Origin of the sequence: Vibrio sp. JPW-9-11-11 (assembly GCF_013369335.1) — a bacterium.
Lineage (GTDB): Bacteria > Pseudomonadota > Gammaproteobacteria > Enterobacterales > Vibrionaceae > Vibrio.
On the sequence record NZ_SZQJ01000003.1, the window covers coordinates 37478 to 59817 of the forward strand.

Annotated in this window: 22 protein-coding genes; 8 read left to right on the forward strand and 14 right to left on the reverse strand. The window is 47.5% G+C overall.

The window, feature by feature from the left end:
- Positions 1–339 precede the first annotated feature (339 nt).
- On the forward strand, positions 340–1101 hold the full coding sequence (locus FCU94_RS01710; protein ID WP_176286834.1) for a DeoR/GlpR family DNA-binding transcription regulator: 762 nt from the start codon (positions 340–342) through the stop codon (positions 1099–1101).
- 97 nt (positions 1102–1198) lie between these two features.
- Positions 1199–3031, forward strand: coding sequence for a glutamine--fructose-6-phosphate transaminase (isomerizing) (gene glmS, locus FCU94_RS01715; protein WP_176286835.1), 1833 nt, complete (start codon positions 1199–1201; stop codon positions 3029–3031).
- Positions 3032–3116: 85 nt separating this feature from the next.
- Here the strand turns inward: glmS and FCU94_RS01720 are convergent, their stop codons facing one another.
- From FCU94_RS01720 to ispB, 11 genes are all read right to left on the reverse strand, one after another.
- Positions 3117–3416: a DUF202 domain-containing protein gene (locus tag FCU94_RS01720; protein ID WP_176286836.1), complete on the reverse strand. Its 300-nt coding sequence runs from the start codon at positions 3414–3416 to the stop codon at positions 3117–3119.
- Positions 3413–3748 carry a YidH family protein gene (locus FCU94_RS01725; RefSeq protein WP_176286837.1) on the reverse strand — a complete coding sequence of 112 codons (336 nt, stop codon included), beginning with the start codon at positions 3746–3748 and terminating at the stop codon, positions 3413–3415. The genes FCU94_RS01720 and FCU94_RS01725 overlap by 4 nt, the downstream gene beginning before the upstream one ends.
- A 13-nt stretch (positions 3749–3761) precedes the next feature.
- Positions 3762–4607 (reverse strand): MurR/RpiR family transcriptional regulator, encoded by an 846-nt coding sequence (locus FCU94_RS01730; RefSeq protein ID WP_176286838.1) that lies wholly within the window; start codon positions 4605–4607, stop codon positions 3762–3764.
- Between the two features lie 55 nt (positions 4608–4662).
- On the reverse strand, positions 4663–6039 hold the full coding sequence (locus FCU94_RS01735; RefSeq protein ID WP_176286839.1) for a PTS transporter subunit EIIC: 1377 nt from the start codon (positions 6037–6039) through the stop codon (positions 4663–4665).
- 1 nt (position 6040) lies between these two features.
- The gene (murQ, locus tag FCU94_RS01740; protein ID WP_176286840.1) at positions 6041–6943 is read right to left on the reverse strand and encodes an N-acetylmuramic acid 6-phosphate etherase; all 903 of its coding nucleotides are present in this window, start codon (positions 6941–6943) and stop codon (positions 6041–6043) included.
- 336 nt (positions 6944–7279) lie between these two features.
- Positions 7280–7810, reverse strand: coding sequence for an MltR family transcriptional regulator (locus tag FCU94_RS01745; RefSeq protein ID WP_176286841.1), 531 nt, complete (start codon positions 7808–7810; stop codon positions 7280–7282).
- A gap of 56 nt (positions 7811–7866) precedes the next feature.
- The gene (locus FCU94_RS01750; RefSeq protein ID WP_176286842.1) at positions 7867–9015 is read right to left on the reverse strand and encodes a mannitol-1-phosphate 5-dehydrogenase; all 1149 of its coding nucleotides are present in this window, start codon (positions 9013–9015) and stop codon (positions 7867–7869) included.
- A gap of 113 nt (positions 9016–9128) precedes the next feature.
- The gene (locus FCU94_RS01755) at positions 9129–11078 is read right to left on the reverse strand and encodes a PTS mannitol transporter subunit IICBA (protein ID WP_176286843.1); all 1950 of its coding nucleotides are present in this window, start codon (positions 11076–11078) and stop codon (positions 9129–9131) included.
- 482 nt (positions 11079–11560) lie between these two features.
- Positions 11561–12640, reverse strand: a complete 1080-nt coding sequence (locus tag FCU94_RS01760) for a TRAP transporter substrate-binding protein (RefSeq protein ID WP_176286844.1) — start codon at positions 12638–12640, stop codon at positions 11561–11563.
- Between the two features lie 259 nt (positions 12641–12899).
- A complete protein-coding gene (locus tag FCU94_RS01765) occupies positions 12900–14663 on the reverse strand; it encodes a lysophospholipid acyltransferase family protein (protein WP_176286845.1) in 1764 nt (587 codons plus the stop codon).
- A 393-nt stretch (positions 14664–15056) separates the two neighbouring features.
- On the reverse strand, positions 15057–16028 hold the full coding sequence (gene ispB, locus FCU94_RS01770; protein WP_176286846.1) for an octaprenyl diphosphate synthase: 972 nt from the start codon (positions 16026–16028) through the stop codon (positions 15057–15059).
- A 268-nt stretch (positions 16029–16296) separates the two neighbouring features.
- Between ispB and rplU the strand changes: the two genes are divergently transcribed.
- The 6 genes from rplU to folA all read left to right on the forward strand — a co-directional run bounded on the left by rplU (position 16297) and on the right by folA (position 20218).
- A complete protein-coding gene (gene rplU / locus FCU94_RS01775; protein WP_038207969.1) occupies positions 16297–16608 on the forward strand; it encodes a 50S ribosomal protein L21 in 312 nt (103 codons plus the stop codon).
- A 20-nt stretch (positions 16609–16628) separates the two neighbouring features.
- On the forward strand, positions 16629–16886 hold the full coding sequence (rpmA, locus tag FCU94_RS01780) for a 50S ribosomal protein L27 (protein WP_004409945.1): 258 nt from the start codon (positions 16629–16631) through the stop codon (positions 16884–16886).
- A gap of 296 nt (positions 16887–17182) precedes the next feature.
- Positions 17183–18355, forward strand: a complete 1173-nt coding sequence (cgtA, locus tag FCU94_RS01785) for an Obg family GTPase CgtA (protein ID WP_176286847.1) — start codon at positions 17183–17185, stop codon at positions 18353–18355.
- Positions 18356–18470: 115 nt separating this feature from the next.
- Positions 18471–19238, forward strand: a complete 768-nt coding sequence (locus tag FCU94_RS01790) for a threonine/serine exporter family protein (protein WP_176286848.1) — start codon at positions 18471–18473, stop codon at positions 19236–19238.
- Positions 19235–19708 (forward strand): threonine/serine exporter family protein, encoded by a 474-nt coding sequence (locus FCU94_RS01795; protein ID WP_176286849.1) that lies wholly within the window; start codon positions 19235–19237, stop codon positions 19706–19708. The genes FCU94_RS01790 and FCU94_RS01795 overlap by 4 nt, the downstream gene beginning before the upstream one ends.
- Before the next feature lie 18 nt (positions 19709–19726).
- Positions 19727–20218 (forward strand): type 3 dihydrofolate reductase, encoded by a 492-nt coding sequence (gene folA, locus FCU94_RS01800; RefSeq protein WP_176286850.1) that lies wholly within the window; start codon positions 19727–19729, stop codon positions 20216–20218.
- A gap of 60 nt (positions 20219–20278) precedes the next feature.
- Here folA and apaH read toward each other — a convergent pair whose 3' ends face one another.
- The 3 genes from apaH to rsmA all read right to left on the reverse strand — a co-directional run bounded on the left by apaH (position 20279) and on the right by rsmA (position 22340).
- Entirely contained in the window at positions 20279–21082 is an 804-nt protein-coding gene (apaH, locus tag FCU94_RS01805; RefSeq protein WP_176286851.1) for a bis(5'-nucleosyl)-tetraphosphatase (symmetrical) ApaH, read from the reverse strand.
- 9 nt (positions 21083–21091) lie between these two features.
- Positions 21092–21469, reverse strand: a complete 378-nt coding sequence (gene apaG, locus FCU94_RS01810) for a Co2+/Mg2+ efflux protein ApaG (RefSeq protein WP_176286852.1) — start codon at positions 21467–21469, stop codon at positions 21092–21094.
- 67 nt (positions 21470–21536) lie between these two features.
- Positions 21537–22340 carry a 16S rRNA (adenine(1518)-N(6)/adenine(1519)-N(6))-dimethyltransferase RsmA gene (rsmA, locus tag FCU94_RS01815; protein ID WP_176286853.1) on the reverse strand — a complete coding sequence of 268 codons (804 nt, stop codon included), beginning with the start codon at positions 22338–22340 and terminating at the stop codon, positions 21537–21539.

Here is a 22340-nt window from a genome sequence, read left to right on the forward strand (position 1 = left end):
CTCGAATGGACAGCGCCGAAATTAGTTGGCTTCAGAACTGAAAGTCTTTCACAAAGTTTAGTCATTTTATGACCAACTTGTTGGGATTTTTGGCGCTATTTTTGTGACCACCCTAGGATAACTCGGGTTCACTGGCAAAAAATAACGGTCAATTCTGTAATTTATTTTCTTTTCGGATGCGAATTCTACCACTGAATCATTTCAATATCACTGGTTAAGAATTGTCTTAGGACAAGGTTTTTGCGCTAAATATTAATTTTTTGGATCGAAATAAATGGACTTAAAAGTTTCGCTTTGACTATAATTAGTTTCAAACCGAAACTTAAATTTAATGATTAAATGTCGAAACGAAACACTCAGTTAAGAAGACACGCTATTTCTAACCTAGTCGATGAGAAAGGGGAAGTCAGCGTTGAGGCACTGTCCGTTCAGTTTGAAACATCAGAAGTCACGATTAGAAAGGATCTCGCTTCTCTAGAAAAAAATGGTCAGCTACTGCGCCGCTATGGTGGTGCCATCGCTTTACCGAAAGAAGTGGTGAGCGATGAACTCGATAAAAATGTTTCGATTCGTAAGAATGAGCTGGCTCAAGCTGCGGCTAAACTGATCCGCGAGCACAATCGTATTGTGATCGATAGTGGTAGCACGACAGCCGCTTTGATCAAACAGTTAGACGGTATGCGCGGTTTGGTGGTGATGACCAATTCACTCAATGTTGCGAATGCACTCAATGAGCTAGAGAGTGAGCCGACACTGCTTATGACCGGAGGCACTTGGGATGCGCATTCTGAGTCATTTCAAGGCCAAGTTGCCGAGTCTGTTCTACGATCTTATGACTTTGATCAGCTGTTTATCGGCGCTGATGGTGTGGATTTGGACCGTGGAACCACCACATTCAACGAGTTGGTTGGTCTGAGCAAAGTGATGGCCGACGTGTCGCGTGAAGTGATCGTGATGGTGGAGTCGGAGAAGATTGGCCGCAAGATCCCCAATCTGGAACTGGCTTGGGACGCCATCGATATTTTGATCACCAATAAAGATTTAGCGCCAGAGGCAAAACAAAAGATTGAATCTCATGGCGTCAAAGTTGTGTGCGCCTAACGCGCAAAACAACCATCAAATACGACTATTTTAAAATCATTAATCCGACATTGGCCTTTGCTTGCTGCCACTCGGAATCAACAAATTGGAGTTACTTATGTGTGGAATCGTCGGTGCAGTTGCACAACGAGACGTCGCTGAAATTTTGGTAGAAGGATTACGCCGCTTAGAGTATCGCGGCTATGACTCGGCGGGCGTTGCTGTGGTAGACAGTCAATCCAATCTCACTCGTGTACGTCGTTTGGGCAAAGTTCAAGAACTGGCTGACGCCGTCGATTCGGCACAAGTGGTGGGCGGTACCGGGATCGCACACACACGTTGGGCGACGCATGGCGAGCCTTCTGAAGCAAATGCACATCCCCATATGTCGGGTGATATCGCAGTGGTACATAACGGCATTATCGAAAACCACGAAGAGTTACGTGAACTGCTTCAATCTCGCGGTTACGTATTTGAATCTCAGACCGATACTGAAGTGATTGCTCACATGGTTGAGTGGGAGCTTCGTACGTCAGAAACTCTGCTTGAATCGGTACAAAAAACCGCCAAACAACTTGAAGGCGCCTACGGCACGGTAGCGCTGGATCGTAACGATCCGTCGCGCATCGTAGTGGCGCGCTCAGGCAGCCCAATCGTGATTGGTTTTGGTGTTGGTGAAAACTTCCTGGCTTCAGATCAGCTTGCCTTGCTTAATGTTACCCGCCGCTTTATGTACTTGGAAGAAGGTGATGTTGCCGAGATCACTCGTCGTGAAGTGACCGTATTTGATGCAACGGGTGAGCGTGTAGAACGTGAAATCACGGAATCAAACGCTGAACACGACGCGGGTGACAAAGGTCAGTACCGTCACTTCATGCAAAAAGAGATTTATGAGCAACCAACGGCGCTGATTAACACGATGGAAGGTCGTCTTACCGCGGATTCTGTTGTTACTGAAGCGATTGGGGTTAACGCGGCAGACATTCTCAGCAAAGTCGAGCACGTTCAGATCGTCGCCTGTGGTACCTCATACAACGCAGGTATGACAGCGCGTTACTGGTTCGAAGACATTGCTGGCGTAAGCTGTGACGTTGAAATCGCCTCTGAATTCCGTTACCGCAAGTTTGTGACGCGCCCAAACAGCCTGCTTATTACTTTGTCCCAGTCTGGTGAAACGGCCGATACACTCGCAGCCCTTCGTCTGGCCAAAGAGAAGGGTTATATGGCGGCGATGACGATCTGTAACGTTGCTGGCTCTTCATTGGTTCGTGAGTCTGATTTCGCCTTTATGACTCGCGCGGGCGTGGAAATCGGGGTAGCGTCAACCAAAGCCTTTACCACTCAGCTTTCAGCGCTATTGATGTTGGTGACGGCACTGGGTAAGCAGCAAAACCGCATCAGCAAAGAGAAAGAAAAAGAAGTCGTGGAAGCGTTACACGCGCTACCTGCGCAGATCAATTCCGCATTAGCATTTGAAAAACAGATCGAGGCTTTAGCCGAAGACTTTGCCGACAAACACCATACTCTGTTCCTAGGGCGCGGCGAGTTTTATCCCATCGCGATGGAAGCGTCGCTGAAGCTGAAAGAGATCTCTTACATCCATGCAGAAGCGTATGCTGCTGGTGAACTGAAACACGGTCCACTTGCCTTGATTGATGCCGATATGCCGGTGGTGGTCGTAGCGCCAAGCAATGATCTTCTGGAGAAGCTCAAATCAAACGTCGAAGAAGTTCGTGCGCGCGGTGGTCTGTTGTATGTCTTTGCGGATGCAGACGCGGGCTTTGAAGGTGATGAGACCATGAAGATCATCACCATGCCTCACGTGAGTGAAATCACAGCGCCAATCTACTATACGATTCCAATGCAGCTATTGTCTTACTATGTTGCGTTGATCAAAGGTACCGACGTTGATCAACCTCGCAACCTAGCCAAAGCGGTCACTGTGGAATAGTTCCCCCGTTACTTAGTCGTTCTACAAAACCACCTATCACACCATGTGTGATAGGTGGTTTTTTGATTTATGCTGACTGCCAACACTAATGCAAACAGACCCACAATGCGGCGAGTGCGACCGCGCAGCTCATCCAAAGGTTGCGAATCAACATTTTACGATGCACCACGTTGGCTTGAGTCGCGATTTCATTTTTACGTTTGACAATCTGATTGAGAAACAACCACAGTACAAGCAACAATAGCAAGTAGTGCAAGATGGAGAGTGAGCCGACCTTGAGCAGCAGCATAGTCCCTGTGGTCATCACCAACGCGCTACGCGTCCACGCCAATTGGGTACGCTCTCGTTGTAGCCCCGGATCGTGCTCAAGCGACGAGGCTTTCATATCGCCAAATAGCCGATCAAAGAAGCAAAACTGACAACGACCAAGGTTATCGCAATCAAGCTCTGGCTGTATTTGAATGGGCCTTCAAGTCGCATTGCCTTCTCATTTTGATACCAACGCAGAAATGCCCACACGGCGGTGACTAGGCTCACACAGGCCAAACCGGGTGTCAGCCATTCGCTGTGATGAAGAATCGGGCTGTCGTGGGTGGCGCTAAGCAAGTCAATGCCTATCGATGTGGCTAAAAATGCCAGTGCGGTGCGTATCCAAGCAAGAAAAGTACGTTCGTTGGCAAGGGAGAATCGATAGTCGGGATCTTTGCCCATTTTCATATCGGGAACCTCGTTAGCGTTGAATGTGACGAAGTGAGTCCAACGCGGTGTTCATGCTGACCTTATCGGTCAGGGTATTGAGTTTGAAAAACAGAATGTCGAAAGCAATCATCTGCAGCAACTGTGGTGTCACCATACCCAATTGGTTGTGCTCTTCGGTGTAACTGTAAGGAATAACGAAATCCGATAGCTGGGCCACTTTGCCTTTGCCGTAACGCGTCAAGGCAATCACTTTGGCACCGTTAGCGCGCGCTTTCTCAATTGCTGTTAATACTTCTTGAGTGTTACCTCGCGCCGATACCACCAGCAACACATCGCCTTTTTTCAGTAGCGAAGCTTGGACGATTTGAATGTGGTAATCGAGATTGAACTGGACGTTAAAACCAGAGCGAATCAACTTGTGATTGATGTCTGCCGCGACCAAGGCTGAAGCGCCGATACCGGAAAGCAGGATCTTATTTGCTTTCAGCAGTAACTCAGCACTGCGTTCAATGGTGTCGGTATCTATCAGGCTTAAGGATTGCTCGATCTTACTGGTAAACAAGTTTTTGGACTTGTCGATAATAGCTTGGGTCGAGTCGCTGCTCTCGATCTCTGCATAGACAGACTGAGTGGAGGGTTTTTGCGCTTGAGGCGCTAGTGCCGCCAGCTTGAGTTTTAAATCGGGAAAACCACTACAGCCGATGCTCTTGGCATAGCGAATCACTGATGAATCGCTAATGCCCAGTTTAGCGCCGACTTTGGTGGCGCTATACTTAGCGAGGTCAAACTGCTGCTCAATAATAAAGTGCGAGATTTTTTGCTCGTTCAGGTTGCTTGAATGAGCGAGCGCTTTGACTTTATTGATGATGCTTTCCATTGATGCCTCTGAAGTGTAATCGTCCCGTCGCCGCGAATTGTACGACGGGATGATATTAGCGACTTTTTGCTGACTTTTCGACTGGATCGGTAAACCCGAGTAGCATCGACGCGATAAAGCCGACAATCCATGCACACACTACCGCAAGTAAGAAGGATGGGATCTGACCTTCACCTACCAGAGGAATCAGTGAAAGCCCAGCAGTACCAAACGGAATGATGATGCCAATCTTGAAGGCCGCCATCATCGCACCACCGGCAAACCCACCGATACAGCCTGCAATAAAGGTCTTACCAAGCGGTAGTGACACTCCAAACAGAAGTGGCTCACCTACACCAAGGATACCGACAGGCAGAGCGCCAGTTATGGTTTTTTTCAAGCGCTCATTCTTTGATTTGAAGTAGACGTACGCAGCTGCGCCGACTTGTCCCATGCCACCCATTGCCAAAATAGGAAATAGGTAGTTGAGACCAAATGTTTCAAGGATTTGAGCGTGAATAGGGATTAAGCCTTGGTGTAGGCCGGTCAATAGCAAGAACAGGAAGCCACCACCGAGGATGCCGCCAACTGCGACCGAACCTGCCGATTCGTTAAGGAGTGCAACCGAGACCAAGTTACCCAGCCACATGTTGACCGCGTGGGCAACGGGTTGCAAGATAACCAAGGCGGCCGCAGACGATACCAAAATGGTGACGGTTGGAGTAAAGATAAGGTCGAGACTCTCTTTACAATGGCTACGGAACCAAAGTTCAAACTTAGAAGAAAACACGCAAACCAGTAGCACCGCAAACATGCCTCCGCCGCCCGGTACTAAAGTGGTGCCAAACAACTCAATATTGGCGAGGCCAGGGGCGGTCAGTACCGCGGCCATCACAGCCCCAATTGCTGGAGACGCTTGAAGTTCTTTGGCGGTGTTCATACCGATCATAACAGAAAGTACCGCAAACACGGCTTTGCCAACTACGGTGAACAGGGTAAAAATATCTGGGTTGGCGGCCACAAAATCGGGCGCGACGAGTTTGAAGATGTTCACCATCCCAAGAACTAAACCACAACCGATCAGAGCTGGAATGGTCGGTACAAAGATCGCGGCTAAGGTGTTGAGTGAGCGACGAACAGAGAAGGGTTGAGCTGCAGGGGGCTGCGTCGACTCTTGTTCAACACCAGCGCCTTTCATGCGTTTGTTGAGCACAGCAGCGACTTTGGCCGCAGTGCCCATGCCGACGATGATTTGATATTGCTCGCCTGCATCAACGACGCCTTTGATATCGTCGACGTCACGCAGTGCGTCCATGTTAAATAGGGAGCGGTCTTTGAGCACGATACGCACGCGCGTCATACAGTTGGTTAGCGTGGTGACGTTATCAAAACCGCCAATATGCTGCTCAATTTGATCGGCAATCAGCTCCAGATGTTCTATCTTATTTGCCATGTTATTTTCCTTGCAGTAACTGCTGTTTCAGAGGTTGGAAGGGTCGCGCTGCAAGTGCAAGCGCTTGAGAAGGGGAAGTCTCCAACGTGTGCAGCAACACCGCTGCACGAACATTGTAATCCACTGCATCCAATAGATTGGCAGCGGTAAGCTCATCCACTTCACAAATTTGCTGCACCATATGTTGGGCACGAATGCGCAGCTTTTGGTTATTCGCTTTGACATCCACCATCAAATTGCCGTGGACCTTGCCTAGTTGGATCATGACCGAAGTACTCAGCATTCCCAGCAACATCTTTTGCGCTGAGCCGCTTTTCATGCGTGTTGAACCAGCGAGCACCTCTGCACCAACATCTGGGGCTATCGACACATCTGCGTGCTGTGAAATGAGGCCTGGCCCTCGGGTACTAAGTGCGACGGTTTTCGCACCGACCTGTCTGGCGTAATCGAGTGCTGAAATAACAAAGGGCGTTCGACCACTAGCGGCAATACCAAGTACTACGTCTTGCGCCGTAAGCTGACGCTGCTGAAGTTCGGCAGGGGCCGACTCGGTGCAATCTTCAATGTCTTCCACCGCAGCAAGCATAGCGTCAACACCACCTGCGATAATCGATTGTACTAAAGCTGGATCGGTACCGAATGTAGGGGGACATTCGGCGGAATCCAACACACCAAGTCGGCCGCTGGTTCCGGCTCCAACATAGAATAAACGGCCGCCTTGTCTGAGCTGTGCGGCGATCAGTTCCACCGCTTTGGCCACCTCTGGCAACACTTTGTTGATCGATAGGGCGACACTCGCGTCGTGGGCATTGAGTAATTCCAGCACCTCGACTAAAGGCAACTCGGACAGCTGTTCTGTCTCGGGATTTTGCTCTTTATTGATGGTGGACGACAACTCACTCATAATTCTCTCCGTTGGTATTCGACATTCGAATAATATACAAATGTCGAATTTCGACAAATAAAAATGTACGGATTCGAGATTTTTGTCACATGGAACGGTGTTTCATTTATGGGTTTGTTATTTAATTGCTTGTAAATCAGTAACTTACAAATTAGTCGTTGATCATGTGAGCCAGTGGTTATGTCGAATGTCGACATTTTAAGAGAAAAATCAGTGAGATAATCTACTGGTTATGCTTATGGTGAGTATCAATTTAGACAACAAGTTTACCCGTCAGCGAGTGATCGTGCAGATCAGTCAGCGTCGGGCACGGATGCTTACGCTATCGTTCAAGCGTCAAAATGGACTTTCTTTATCGAGCTCATTACATATCTCGACAATTGCCAGTGAAAGCCCGGACTTAATGATTTGCTGCTGACGCTGGAGTTGCAACTGATAAAACTCAAGATCGATGTCGTCATCGGGTTCAGAGACTTGAAGTTGTACCATGCCGAGATTTTGGACCAAGTTAAGCTTGGTGATAGGGTCAATAATATTAGGATCAGTGAACTCGTAATCGGACGCGTCGCTGTTCAACGTATTCTTAATTTTGATGATATCTTCGATGTCGTGATAGACATTGTCTGGCAGGACGCCTAAGCCATACAACAACTTTAAACGCACAGACAAATCCCCCAAAGGACCGGAGTCTTGGAGTAAAGGGCCGACGACTGACTGCACGGCAAAGTTATCTTTTCGAAAGATTCTTTGTATCAGCGCATCGATAGAGTCATTAAAAATGTCCACCGCGGCGATAAAGAAACCGCGAACCGACGGGGCATTATTTAATCGCTCTATAATCTCAGTTTCGTTAAGTTTGTCTGCCATATACCAATTAGTCGTTTTCGTTTAAAAGGGGAGACATGGCTCCCCTCAGGTTATTGTTATAGAGACGCAAAGATGGCTTCAATCTTTGCGACTTCTTCACTGTCTATTGCGAGACCTGTGTAGTGAGCAACAGTTTGGCGCACGCCCTGCTCTTGTAGCGATGTTTGCAGTTCTATCGCCTGGGGATCTTCGCTGCTAGTATACTTCAAAGCCGCAGCGATGCCTTTCAAAAGTGTTTGATTTTCAGTGCCATACTCAATTGTACCGAGTAAGGGCTTGACCAATCTATCGTTTGGCCCCAATTTCCTGATCGGTTGACGACCCACGCGGTGCACTTCATCGACGAGAAATGGATTCGCAAAGCGTCCTAGAATTTTCTCGATGTAGGCATTGTGCATGTCGCGGTCGAAACCATAACGCTTGATCAGGACTTCGCCACTCTCGAGCATCGCTTGTTTTACTTCATCGTGAATGCTTGGGTCTTCAATCGCCTCACGGATGGTGCGATGGCCTTTTAAACAACCTAAGTAAGCGGTTATGCAGTGGCCAGTATTGAGGGTAAAAAGCTTACGCTCCACAAACGCCATCAGGTTGTTGGTTTTTTCCATGCCCGCGATGTCAGGGATGTCTCCTTTGAACTGCTGCTCGTCGACAATCCATTCACTGAAACTTTCGACTGTCACTTCGAGTGGATCATCGTTTGCCGCTTCGACTGGTGGCACGATGCGGTCGACGGCAGAATCGACAAAGCCAACCAACTGGTCTGCTTTTGCGTGCAATGATTCTTCCAAGTGTTTGTACACTTCACCTTTTAGGTGGGTGGTGCCGCGAACCATATTCTCACATGCGATGATATTGAGTGGTTTTTCATTGCCTGCTGCCAAGCGTTTTTCAATGCCGGTCGCGATGGTTTTTGCAATGATGTCTAGGACGTTAGGACCGACGGCGGTTGTCACTAAATCGGTGTTCACAATGCGATCGATCACGTCTTCACTGGCCGAGTTTACCGCGGTGACGTGAGTCACGGTATCGATTTGGCACTCACTGCCCACGACTTTTACTTTGTATTCTTGTTTGTGACTCAGTTGATCGATTAGAGGTGCGTCGACGTCGGCAAATGTGACTTTAACCTCTGCGTCTGCCAATAGTTTGCCGATAAAGCCACGACCAATGTTACCTGCGCCAAAATGAACTGCGTTTTTCATAATGCTTACCTACCAATGTCTGAAATGTTGACGAAAATGAGTGTAGAGTGAGGTCAACCGCATAGGGGGTGACAGCTGACCTCGGTTTGCTCAGGAGCAAATGAAAGGAGTGATTAAGCCGCTTGCTGACCACCAAGGATGTTGAGAATCTCTTCCACATCCTTGGTGCTGGTTAGCTTTTCAATTGACTCCGGCTCATCGAGCGCATTGGTAATGGTGGTAATCACCTGGATGTGCTCATCATTCTTAGCGGCAATGCCGATAACCAGTTTTGCTACATCTTCGTCGTCATCCGTAAATTGGATACCCGATGGGTATTGGCAAATTACAATGCCGGTTTTTTTCACTTTGTCTTTCGCTTCTACCGTGCCGTGGGGGACTGCGATAGACTCGCCGAGGTAAGTTGGAACCATGGCTTCACGTTCGAACATCGCGTCTACGTATTCGGGTTCCGCGTAGCCAAGTTCGACCAACTTGTTGCCCGCAAAGCGAATCGCTTCTTCTTTGTTGGCTGCTTTTAAACCTAGATGAATGTTCTCACGCTGGATTTGAAATACTGGCGAAGCTTGAACTTCAAAGTTGTCATCATTTGCAGCGACGATAGACACCTTGACCATGTGGGCTTCGTTTGCTGCGTCTTGCTTTTGTGCGGCAAATAACTGTGTCACTAGGTTTTGGTACGTGTCGCCGTCGAGGAAGTTAGTCAAAGAGATATGATGTGCACTCGGGGCGTATTTACGCGCACGGTCTGTCAGATCTTTGTGGGTGATAACGATATCCACGTCTTCAGGTAGGCTGTTGATGGCTAAGTTAGTCACGCTGATGTTTAAGCCCGCTTGTTGTACTTTCTTACGCAATAAGCTCGCTCCCATTGCGCTCGATCCCATGCCAGCGTCACACGCGACAATAATGGTTTGCACGGTGGCTAGGTTTACGTCACCTTTGGCTTGTGCACTGGTTACAGCGTTTTTCGACGCAGACTTCATATCTTTCATCTGTGAGGTTGCTTTCTCTAGCGCAGCGCCGTCGCCGTCTTCTTCCGTTGACGTTTGAGTTTTAAGTAGCAATGACGCAACGGTGAAAGAAACCGCAGCCGCTGAAGCGATAGACGCCAGCACGCCAACCATCGCGCTCTTAGGTGTCATCAGCAGTACTGCGAAGATAGAGCCTGGTGATGCTGGAGAAACGATACCCGCGTTGAAAACCGTTAGCACAAACACACCTGTCATACCGCCAGCGATGGCCGCCAAAATTAGGCGAGGGTTCATCAGGACGTACGGGAAGTAGATTTCGTGGATACCACCAAAGAAGTGGATGATCGATGCACCACCGGCCGTCTGACGAGCTGTCCCTTTACCAAATACGATGTAAGCAAGCAGGATACCTAGACCAGGACCTGGGTTGGCTTCGATTAGGAAGAAGATCGATTTGCCTGTTTCCGCTGCTTGCTGAATACCCAACGGCGAGAAAATACCGTGGTTAATCGCGTTGTTCAGGAACAGGATTTTTGCTGGTTCAACAAAGATAGAAGTTAAAGGTAAAAGGTGAGCGGCAACCAGGAAGTTTACCCCTGCTGCCAAGCCGCCTGAGAGCACTTTGACAAAGGGACCAATTAAGAAGAAAGCAACGATCGCACACACCATACCTATGATGCCGGCTGAGAAGTTGTTGACCAACATCTCGAAGCCGCTTTTCACTTTGCCGTCGATGTAGTTGTCAAATTTCTTGATTGCCCAGCCACCCATAGGGCCGACCATCATAGCGCCCATAAACATTGGGATGTCGGTACCAACAATCACACCCATAGTGGTAATGGCACCGACCACTGCGCCGCGATCGCCGCCGACTAGCTTACCACCGGTATAACCGATCAGCAGCGGCAACAGGTAGGTAATCATAGGGCCAACCATTGCTGCCAGTGTTTCATTTGGCAACCAACCGGTTGGAATAAATAGAGCAGTGATAAAACCCCAGGCAATGAATGCTCCGATATTAGGCATTACCATGTTTGACAGGAAGCGACCAAAATTTTGTATCTTGATCTTAGCATCTGGTGATATCATAAGAGTTCCCCGTTCGATGTTCTGTTAATATGTTGTAGTACGGTTCGCCAAAACCGTCTGATTGCGTAGTACCCAATCAATTTACCACACATTTTTATGATGGAACTGACAACGGGTTTTTCGTGATCTGTACCTTATAAATATATCCCTCCAAGCACTTTTTGCGTGAACCTCATCAATTAATTGAGATGTAATTTAATGACAATTTATAAATGTCACGAATGTCAATAATTTTTAAAAGATCAAAGTCTCAATTAAAAAAGATTAAAAAATGAACCATGAGTGATCTGTGTCACTTTTTTGTTTTTGTATGGATTCAATGAATCTATAAATGTGACTTTGATCTTGTTGGTTGGTGTGGTGAATAGATGTTGTAAAGTGATGCGTATCACGCTTTGGTTTTTTGTGAAATGAAATGACACACTTTAAACGATATTGAGTAGAGTGACCAAAGGGCAGCAATGCTGCCCTGGTCGGTAGGATTAATTGGCGTCGAGGTAGGCTTTTGAAGAAATGTCCGTCCAAGCGCGAACTTTGGTCAAGTAGCGTTTTTGTGACTCGATGATCTCTTTTGCCAGTGGGTCTTTCGCTGCTTCTTCTTCAAGCAAGCTTGCTGTTGCCGCTTTCATCGCTTGCAATACTTGAGGTGGAAAGTTGCGAACTTTAATGTCTGGGTACTCAGCACTCATTGTTGCCCAGCTATTAGCGTTGGCATCGACTGCTTGGTTGTACATGTCAAAGGCAGCAACGCGGAAGGCGGTTTCCAAAATGGTTTGCAGATCTTTAGGTAGTGAATCCCACTTCTTCTTATTGACGAGGAATTGAGTTTCAGATCCCGGCTCGTGCCATGCGGTATAGTAGTAAGGCGCAATTTTTTGAAAGCCCATTCTCAAGTCAAACGCCGGCCCCACCCATTCTAGCGCGTCTATGGTGCCACGCTCTAGAGAGGTATAGAGCTCTCCAGGGGCGATATTAGTCGGAGCAGCGCCCACTTTGGCCATGACTTCACCGGCAAAACCTGGAATGCGGATTTTCAAGCCTTTTAAGTCTTCGATGGAGTTGATCTCCTTTTTAAACCAACCGCCCATTTGAATATCTGAGTTTCCGCCTGGAAACGATAGTAAATTATGCGGAGCGTAGACTCTCTCCATCAGTTCCATACCGCCACCACGATAGAACCATGCGTATTGTTCGGTAGAGATCATGCCAAATGGCATGGAAGAGAAATAGAGCGTATTAGGCACTTTGCCTTTCCAGTAATAGGAGCTTGAGTGACCAAGGTCATACTGGCCTGATTTGACCATATCAAAAATGCCCAGTGGCGCTTTGTGTTTATTGGCGGAATCGATACGAATTTGTAGGCGTCCGTTGGACATTTCCTCTGCGAGTTGTGCCATGTTCTTGGTGGCATCACCGAGTATCGGGGTATTGGGGCCCCAAGTTTCCGCAAGTTTTAAGCGATACACTTTGTCTTCGGCAAAGCCTGAAAATGATGTTAACGCGAGTGAAAGGGTTAACGTTCCGGTGATGAGTGAGCGTATTTTTTGTTTTGAGGGCAGCATAGAGAGGTGACTTCCTTATTGTTGTCTTGCTAAATCACACCTAGCATTTCTCCTGACTATTTTTTCGTCAATCTAATTTATCGCTAGCAATTGATCCCGATGCAGAGAGTGTTACTAATGACTTTGTATATAGTGGCGGTTTATGCTGCCATCTAGCCTAAGTTGTTAGCGGATTTGACGAGTCGCTACTCGGAATCAAGGACATAATCTTGATATAAAAAGTGCCGACTCGGTCACGTACGCGTCGTCGTTGCATAAGTCATTCAATACGCGAACGATGCTGATCGAGATACTGCGTTGCTTGGCTTGCCCCCATATAACGGGCTAAGGTTTTAAACGGCACCTCTCTTAGATCGACCATGATCAAACCGTCTAGTGCATTATTGAAATCGGGATCAACGTTAAAACACGCGAGTTTACCGTTGAGTGCTAGGTATTGTCTGAGTAAGACAGGGACGCTTTTTCCGTCGTCAATTCTTGCTATCACGCGAGATAACAACTGCAAGTCCGCGAGTGCAGACAACATCGCTTGGTTCCATCTTGTTTCGGTTTCAGGTAAAGGATTGGATGGTGTAACAAACTCTGCTTTGTCGTTATCGTAGTGGTGCAAGGTCATGGTTTGCGCCAAAAGTTGACGAGTTTGCTCGCTGTAGTCGTTACTAATGCTTACTGGACCGAATAGATGGGTATAGTCTGGATTGTTTGCCACGTAAGTCGCGATACCTTTCCATAGTAGCAGTAAGGGAGCCATGGATTTTTGGTACGCGTTGTCGATGACAGAGCGACCCATTTCGATGGATTTCCCCATGCTGTCGATAAATGGTTTTTGGTAGTTGAACAAGGTGCGTGAATAGAGGCCATCTATCCCATGTTTCGCCACAATCTGATCGACGAGCCCTAAGCGGTAGGCGCCGACCAAGCGTTGATTGTCTCGGTCCCAAACAAATAACTGCAGGTAGTATCGGTCAAATCTATCAATATCTAGTGCGTTGCCTGTCCCTTCCCCCACTTGGCGAAAGTTAATTTCTCTCAGACGACCAATTTCGTGCATGATCGATGGAATGTGATCAGCGCTGGTGCAATAAACGTCAAACTCACCACTGGACAAGAGTCGGTGCTGCTTAGGTAATTGACGAAGATCATCGAGATGATCTTGTAAAGGTAGCGATGGATCTACCGCAACCAAGCGGTCGTTTTGGGTAGGCGACTTAGTGTTTCTGTTTTGAGGTGTTTGCAGTAAGTAGGTATTTAGGCGTAAGTAGTGGACGAGTTGTGTGTCGGTCAGCCCGTTGACTTCTTTGTACTTAATCGCTTGGCCAATGGATAACCCTATGGTGTGGTTAGCTTTGTTCAATAGCTCTCTGCCGAGCATCAAGGTGCGAAGTAGAGGATGAACTTTGCCGGCTAAATAGAAATGTTTTGAATTTTGTCCATCAATAAACATCGGCACTGTTGTGGCGCGTGATTTGCGAATTAGATGACTGACGGAACGACTCCACTCTTTGTCTTCAAGCCGAGCTGTACTCCCTTTGACCAGTTGCGATACTTCGCCAGCAGGAAACAGTAACAATAATCCGGCATTCTCTAGATGTTGCTGTGCCTGACGCAGCGCCTTTAAGTTTGCTCGTGGCGCGTCAGTGCCCTCAAATACATCGACACCGATAAATAGTTTGTCGAGTTCTGGCACGGTTTTGAGGTACTGGTTGGCCAGGATTTGGACATCGTTTCTTACATGCAACAGTAGCTCAGCTAAGATGACGCCCTCCACACACCCTAGCGGGTGATTGGCAACGACGATCGTAGCACCTTGCTGTGGAACGGTGTTTACACAACCTTTGACGACTTGATAGTCGATACCAAGTACCTCCAGCGTATAGCGAAGAAAAGAATGGGTATCGCAATTGACGGGGCGTTGCGCATAGAACTTGTCGAGTTGGCTTAGTCCTGTCGCCCATTCGGTAAGGCTTTCGGCCACTCGAAGTGGTGTCTTGGTGGGTAAACGAAAAGGGCTGGATGCTGGCATGTTATCCTCAACAGATAGCGAATCTGTGCTGAGGATAGAAAAATCATATGACAGCGAGGCTGCAGTTCAATGAGGGATTGGTGACGCATCAGTGACACTTCAATGACAGCCATTCGGTCGCCGAGTAAAACGAGCGGAGTGACTGCAATAATGATATTTTTATTAATCTAAAAAATATATTGCTCACAAAACATACTAAATTTACATCTCAATCGAAGTATTACTGGTAATGTCAAAGAGCGGGCAGAGTGTATAGAGTGAGAGCGTCAGACTTAAACCTAAACACGGTCAATTGCCTTCGTTTCGCTGTTCTGGATGGTCTCGTAGAGAGACAAACGGGAACCTTAGGGTTCCCGTTGCTGTATTTGCACTTTGTGTGAGTGTGCGTTCTGACTAGCTGCTGCGATGCACCGACATGTGAGCGAGTGTAACCAGGGCTTGCTTGTAGGGGGATTCCGGCAGCACATGAAGCTCGGCAATCGCTTTATCTGCCTCTTGATACGCTTTTTGGCGGGTATATTCCAAAGACCCCGTTTGTTCCATGGCTGCGAGAATCTCGTTTAAGCGCTCCATGCCATTGGCTTTTTCAATCGCTTCGCGAATCATCTCATTTTGTGCTGCTGTTCCATGACGCATGGCATAGAGTAGAGGTAAGGTTGGTTTTCCTTCTGCGAGGTCGTCACCGACATTTTTCCCCATCTCATCGCCATCAGAGGTGTAGTCCATCACGTCGTCGATCAGTTGGAAGGCGGTGCCTAGATATTTACCATAGTTTTGCAAAGCGACTTCGACTTCATCTGGGGCGTCGTTCAAAATGGCCCCTATTTGTGTCGCGGCTTCAAACAAGCGAGCGGTTTTCGAGTAGATGACCTGCATGTAACTCTCTTCTGTGGTGTTGGGATCGTTGCAGTTCATCAATTGTTGTACTTCACCCTCAGCGATAATGTTGACCGCGTCACTCATCAACTTAAGGATCCTTAATGATCCTAGCTCGGTCATCATCTGGAACGAGCGAGTGTAGATAAAGTCGCCGACTAATACGCTGGCTGCATTGCCAAAGGCGGCGTTGGCTGTTGCTTTACCGCGACGCATGTCTGATTCATCCACGACATCATCGTGCAACAAGGTTGCTGTGTGAATAAATTCAATAAAGGCAGCAGCCGTGGTATGCGCGTCGCCTTGGTAACCCAATGCTCGGGCCGAAAGTACAGCTAGGAGAGGGCGTATACGCTTACCTCCACCACTGACGATATAAAAACCAAGTTGGTTAATTAAAGAGACATCAGAGTTGAGCTGAGCATGAATTGTTTCGTTCACTTTTGCCATGTCATCGGCGGTGAGAGCTTGGATAGCTTTAAAATCCATTGTAAATCCGGCTGAGGTTAGAACTTGTAAGGTATTCTTATCTACTTTAATTGCTGAATAATACACTAAAAAACGTTGATAAATACACGGTTAAAGGGCATCATCTCGGCACTTTTCATTGGCGATTAGCTTTTCGCCAATTTTTTCAAAATATGGCTTGTCATAGGTGCGAGCTTTCTGTAGAATCTGCGCCCTATTGATGATTAGTTTAGCGCACACCCTTAGTGCTCAAAAAGCATACGGCTGTGCGGAAAAAGCGGAGTAAGATATGTACGCTGTTTTCCAATCTGGTGGTAAACAACACCGTGTAAGCGAAGGTCAAACTCTTCGTTTAGAGAAATTAGACGTTGAAACTGGTGCAACTGTTGAATTTGATAAAGTTCTTCTTGTTGCTAACGGTGAAGACATTAAAGTTGGTGCTCCTCTTGTAGAGGGCGGCAAAGTGGTTGCAGAAGTGGTTCAACACGGTCGTGGCGATAAAGTAAAAATCGTTAAGTTCCGTCGTCGTAAGCACTCTCGCAAACAAGCTGGTCACCGTCAGTGGTTCACAGAAGTGAAAATCACTGGTATCAACGCTTAATCGATTAGGAGAGTTTAACAATGGCACACAAAAAAGCTGGTGGTTCTACTCGTAACGGCCGCGATTCAGAAAGCAAACGTCTAGGTGTTAAGCGTTTCGGTGGTGAATCTGTACTTGCAGGTAACATCATTGTTCGTCAACGTGGTACTAAGTTCCACGCTGGTACTAACGTAGGTATTGGTAAAGACCACACTCTATTCGCTCTTACCGAAGGTAAAGTGAAGTTCGAAGTGAAAGGTCCTAAGAACCGTAAATTCGTTAGCATCGAAGCTGAGTAATTTAAGCAACCTTGCTTATTTACTGATTAGCTTTCAAGCTGAATTCAAAAGCCCTGCCGATTCGGCGGGGTTTTTTATTTCTCTTCAGTTTGTCGGCGGCAAGACAGAATAGATACTAAGGCACTTTGTAAAAAGTCCCTCATTATATATTCCTGAGTGGTAGAACGATCTAAGATCAAGGTGATCGATCTGAAAACGGAATCTGCTAGAATTTATATCATTCACTCCGCGACCAGCGGGGCTTGAGATGATATTTGCAACGCAGCTACTTGAGTAGCAATAGGGCGGAGTAAGAGATGAAATTCGTTGATGAAGCGGTAGTTAAAGTTCAAGCCGGTGATGGCGGCAACGGTGTAGTGAGTTTCTGGCGAGAGAAATTCGTGGCGAAAGGTGGCCCTGATGGTGGTGACGGTGGTGACGGTGGCGATGTATACATCCTCGCGGATGAAAACCTCAACACCCTAATCGACTATCGTTTTCAGCGCTTCTATGAAGCGGAACGTGGTGAGAATGGCCGTGGCGGTAACTGTACGGGTAAGCGTGGTAAAGACAAAGTGCTTCGCGTACCTGTTGGTACTCGTGCGGTTGATATTCACACTAATGAAATTGTGGCTGAAGTAGCCGAACACGGTAAAAAAGTCATGGTGGCCAAAGGTGGCTGGCATGGTCTCGGCAATACGCGCTTTAAATCGTCGGTGAACCGCGCACCCCGTCAAAAAACGTTGGGTACTAAAGGTGAAGTGCGTGAAATTCGCCTCGAGCTATTGCTGCTGGCGGATGTTGGTATGCTTGGCTTACCGAATGCAGGCAAGTCGACCTTTATTCGTGCGATTTCTGCAGCAAAACCGAAAGTCGCTGACTATCCGTTTACCACTCTAATCCCGAGTTTGGGTGTGGTGAGTGTGGTTCCAGAGAAGAGCTTTGTCGTCGCCGACATTCCTGGACTGATTGAAGGGGCCGCTGATGGCGCAGGACTGGGTATTCGCTTCTTGAAGCACCTAGAACGTTGCCGTGTGCTACTGCATATGATCGACATTATGCCGATTGATCAATCGGATCCGATTGAAAATGCTTTAACTATCATTGATGAGCTTGAGCAATATAGTGAGAAACTGGCGGATAAACCACGCTGGTTGATCTTCAACAAAGTTGATCTGATGCCTGAAGATGAGGCCGATGAGATCATTCAAGGCATTCTTGACGCCCTAGGCTGGGAAGATGAGTACTTCAAGATCTCTGCGGTGAACAAGCAAGGCACTAAAGAGCTGTGTTACAAGCTGGCTGAGTTTATGGAAAATCTTCCTCGTGAAACTGAAGAGGTGAGTGAAGAAGATAAAGTCGACTTTATGTGGGACGACTACCATAAAGATGCCATCGCAGGTAAAGATGTGATCACTGAAGAAGATGACGACTGGGATGATTGGGACGACGAAGAAGATGACGGCCACGTTATCTATGTGCGCGAATAATCCTGAATAATATCCATAGCCGCAATGTCAATTGCGGCTTTTTTGTGTCTAAATCAAATCATTGACCTACAATTCGCAGCACAATAGTCGAATTCTAAAGGAGTAGGATAGAATTATGGCATCCAAACAACGAGCGGTGTCTCGTTTGATAGCTCAAGCAGGGCAAATGCTTTTGGCGCATGGGGCGGAGAGCACGTTAGTGGGGGACTTGATGCGTCGCTTTGGTATCGCAGCAGGTATGGACGAAGTGGAAGTGTCACTGTCGGCCAGTTCGCTGGTGGTGACCACTGTGTATCAAGAACATTGTATTACGACCGCTCGCCGTTGCCCCGACCGCGGCATTAATATGCGCGCGATTACCCAAGTGCAACGCATCTGTATCATGCTAGAGCGCGGCATTATCGACGCCAGCTTAGCTCAGCACAAACTTAATCAGATCAGCCCCGAACGCTACAACCGTTGGTTAGTGGTTATGATGATCGGTCTCTCTTGTGCTGCCTTTAGTCGCTTGGCTGGCGGTGATTGGACCGTATTTGGTATGACGTTCGTTGCATCGGCAGTGGGTATGGTGGTACGACAAGAGATAGGGCATCGCCACTTCAACCCATTGATGAACTTTGCAGCCACTGCGTTTGTTACCACGTTTATTTCTGCTCAAGCTGTCATTTATCAGCTTGGTAATTCCCCTTCGTTGGTCATGGCGTCATCGGTACTGATGCTGGTGCCAGGTTTTCCCTTGATAAATTCAGTGGCCGATATGCTGAAAGGGTATATCAATATGGGCATCGCTCGTTTTGTAATGGCCAGTTTACTGACCTTAGCCACCAGTTTAGGCATAGTGGCTGCAATGAGCTTAGTCGGTGTTTGGGGGTGGGTCGCATGATAGATGGACAACTGTTACTCGGCCTGCTCAATGACATGCTATTTGCTGCGATTCCAGCTGTTGGGTTTGCTCTGGTGTTTAATGTGCCGCAAAAAGCACTGGTTTATTGCGCACTGGGCGGTGCCATTGGTCATGGTTCACGTTACCTGATGATGCACTTTGGCGTACCGATAGAATGGGCCACCTTCTTCGCGGCAATGATCGTGAGCATGGTCGGTATTCATTGGTCAGCACGCTTTTTGGCTCACCCAAAAGTGTTTACCGTTGCGGCGTTGATCCCTATGGTACCGGGCGTATTTGCGTTTAAAGCGATGATCGCACTGGTTGAGCTCAACCATCGCGGCTACAGCCCTGAGCTTGTGGCGATGTTGATGGAGAACTTTTTAAAAGCAATGTTTATTATTGCAGGACTTGCGGTTGGCTTAGCCATGCCAGGATTGCTATTCTATCGCCGAAAACCGATAGTTTAAGGCGTTAGGAGTAAAGAGATGATCATCAGTATGATCGCTGCGATGGCACAAGATCGTGTGATAGGTAAAGACAATCAGATGCCTTGGCATTTGCCCGCGGATTTTGCATGGTTTAAACGCTGCACACTCGGTAAGCCCGTTGTTATGGGGCGAAAAACCTATCAATCGATCGGTCGCCCATTACCAGGCAGGCACAATATCGTCATTAGTCGAGACCGAGATTTACAGATTGAAGGCGTAACGACGGTCGCTTCGATTGATGAGGCATTGCAAGCGGCTGGTGAAGTCGAAGAAGTCATGGTTATTGGCGGTGGCACGATTTATCAAGCATGCCTTCCCAAAGCTGACAAGCTGTATGTTACCTACATTGACGCTCAAGTGGATGGCGATACTCAGTTCCCCGCTTGGGGAGAGGAGTTTGTTGAACGTTATTCTGAACGTTATCGTGCCGACGATAAGAATGCGTATGACATGCAGTTCATGATTTTAGAAAAGAGTCGCCAGAACTAGTTAACGATACGGAAACTAGAGTTGCTTTCTTAGCATTGCAGCTCTAGTTTCCAAAGTCCTTTACAGGGCTTGTTGCGTGAAAAACACCTTATCTTCCCACCTGAGCATGGTGAGGCTTCCCCCCCAAACACATCCGGTATCAAGACCGATCACTTTCTTGCCTTGATAACCTTCCAGCGCCGCCCAATGACCGAAAATTACCGTCTTTTTTAGTTTTTCTCGCTGTTTGACTTCAAACCAGGGAACCAGCTCATCACTGTTGGTTTGACTAGGAGGAAGTTTACACGCCATATCTAGACGCCCGTCTGGGTAACAAAAACGCATGCGAGTAAAAGCATTGATAATATAACGATATCGCTCAATGCCTTGCAGAGAGTCGCACCAATAGTCGGGTTGATTGGAATACATGTTCTCAATCAGCCAGCGCCACTCTTTACTGTGTAATATCGCTTCGACTTCTCGTGCCGCACAACGTGCTTGTTTTAATGTCCATTGAGGCGAAATACCCGCATGACACATCACAAATTCATCATGCTCGGCAAGGAGAGGTTGCTTTCTAAGCCACTTGAGGAGTGCCTTTTTGTCTTCCGCTTGCAAGATTGGGATAGTTCTGTCTTTATCTTTGGCTTTAAATAGTCCTAGCGAAACGGCTAATAGGTGTAGGTCGTGATTACCGAGAACGACTTGGACATTCTCGCCGAGCGATTTTAGATAGCGCAGGACTTCGAGTGATTTTGGGCCTCTGGCAACCAAATCTCCTGCGACCCATAAAGTGTCGGGTCCTGGTTGGAAGTTAACTTTATCGAGGAGTAACAGCAGTTCATCAAGGCAACCTTGTAGATCACCAACAATATATGTGGCCACAGAGCGTACCTAATTGAGTATATGGGGAATAGCGAGTCTAAATGGGTCAATCTCAGCGACGAACTCTTGGCCTTCGGCATCGTGCATCATGTATTGGCCTTGCATCACACCCACGGGAGTTTCAATCACTGTACCGCTGTTGTACGTGTATTCATCATTCGCTCCAATCACAGGTTGCTCACCAACGACGCCTTCTCCCTCGACGGTCATCTGCTTGCCATTTGCATCGGTAATTAACCAGCGGCGACTGATCAATTGGACAGGTTGCTGGCTGAGGTTTTTTATCGTGATGATGTAAGCGAAAACAAAGCGTTTGGCATCTGGGTGGGACTGGTCGGCGATATATTTACTATGCACTTGGACTTTTATACAAGGGGTAGCTTCCATGTAAACTCCTAAAAAAGTCAAAAAGGTGACAAGCCATAGACTTACCACCTTTTGATTCTAGCTTAACTTACTGGTTGGCATCGAGCCAGTTAGCCATATCGACAAATTGTTGCAGAGTGAGGTTTTCTGGACGCATGCTAGGATTCACTCCCAATTGCTCGAGTACCTCTGCTGACAACAGCGATTTGTAACAATTACGAACCGTTTTGCGACGCTGATTAAAGCCTTCACGACATACTCGATCAAGCCACTTTAAGTTAGTGACTGGGTGAGGGATCTCCTCGTAAGGGACTAAGCGAACCACGGCCGAATCAACTTTTGGCGGCGGAACGAACGCCGTTGGTGGCACTTCTAACACGGGCACTACTTTGCAGAAGTATTGCGCCATCACGGTTAAGCGGCCATATGCTTTGGTTCCAGGTCCTGCTGCAAGGCGATTTACCACCTCTTTTTGCAGCATAAAGTGCATATCCTGAATGTCTTTATGAAATTCAAACAGGTGAAACATCAAAGGCGTTGAAATGTTGTACGGCAAATTACCGAAAATACGCAGTTTATTGTTTGGTTTGACTAACTGAGTGAAGTCGAAGCGCATCGCATCGCCTTCGTGAATGGTTAGTTTATCACCAAGGTCTGGGTGGTTGCGCAAGCGCTCAGCGAGATCTCGGTCAAGCTCAATAACCGTGAACTTGTCCACTTCTTTACCGACAGGCTCGGTGATCGCGCCTAAGCCTGGGCCAATTTCAACTAGGTTTTGCCCCGGTTTCGGGTTAATTGCAGAGACAATTCCATCAATGATATAAGGATCATTTAGGAAGTTTTGACCAAAGCGCTTTCTCGCTTTGTGTCCTAAGTGGACATCGTTTCTCAT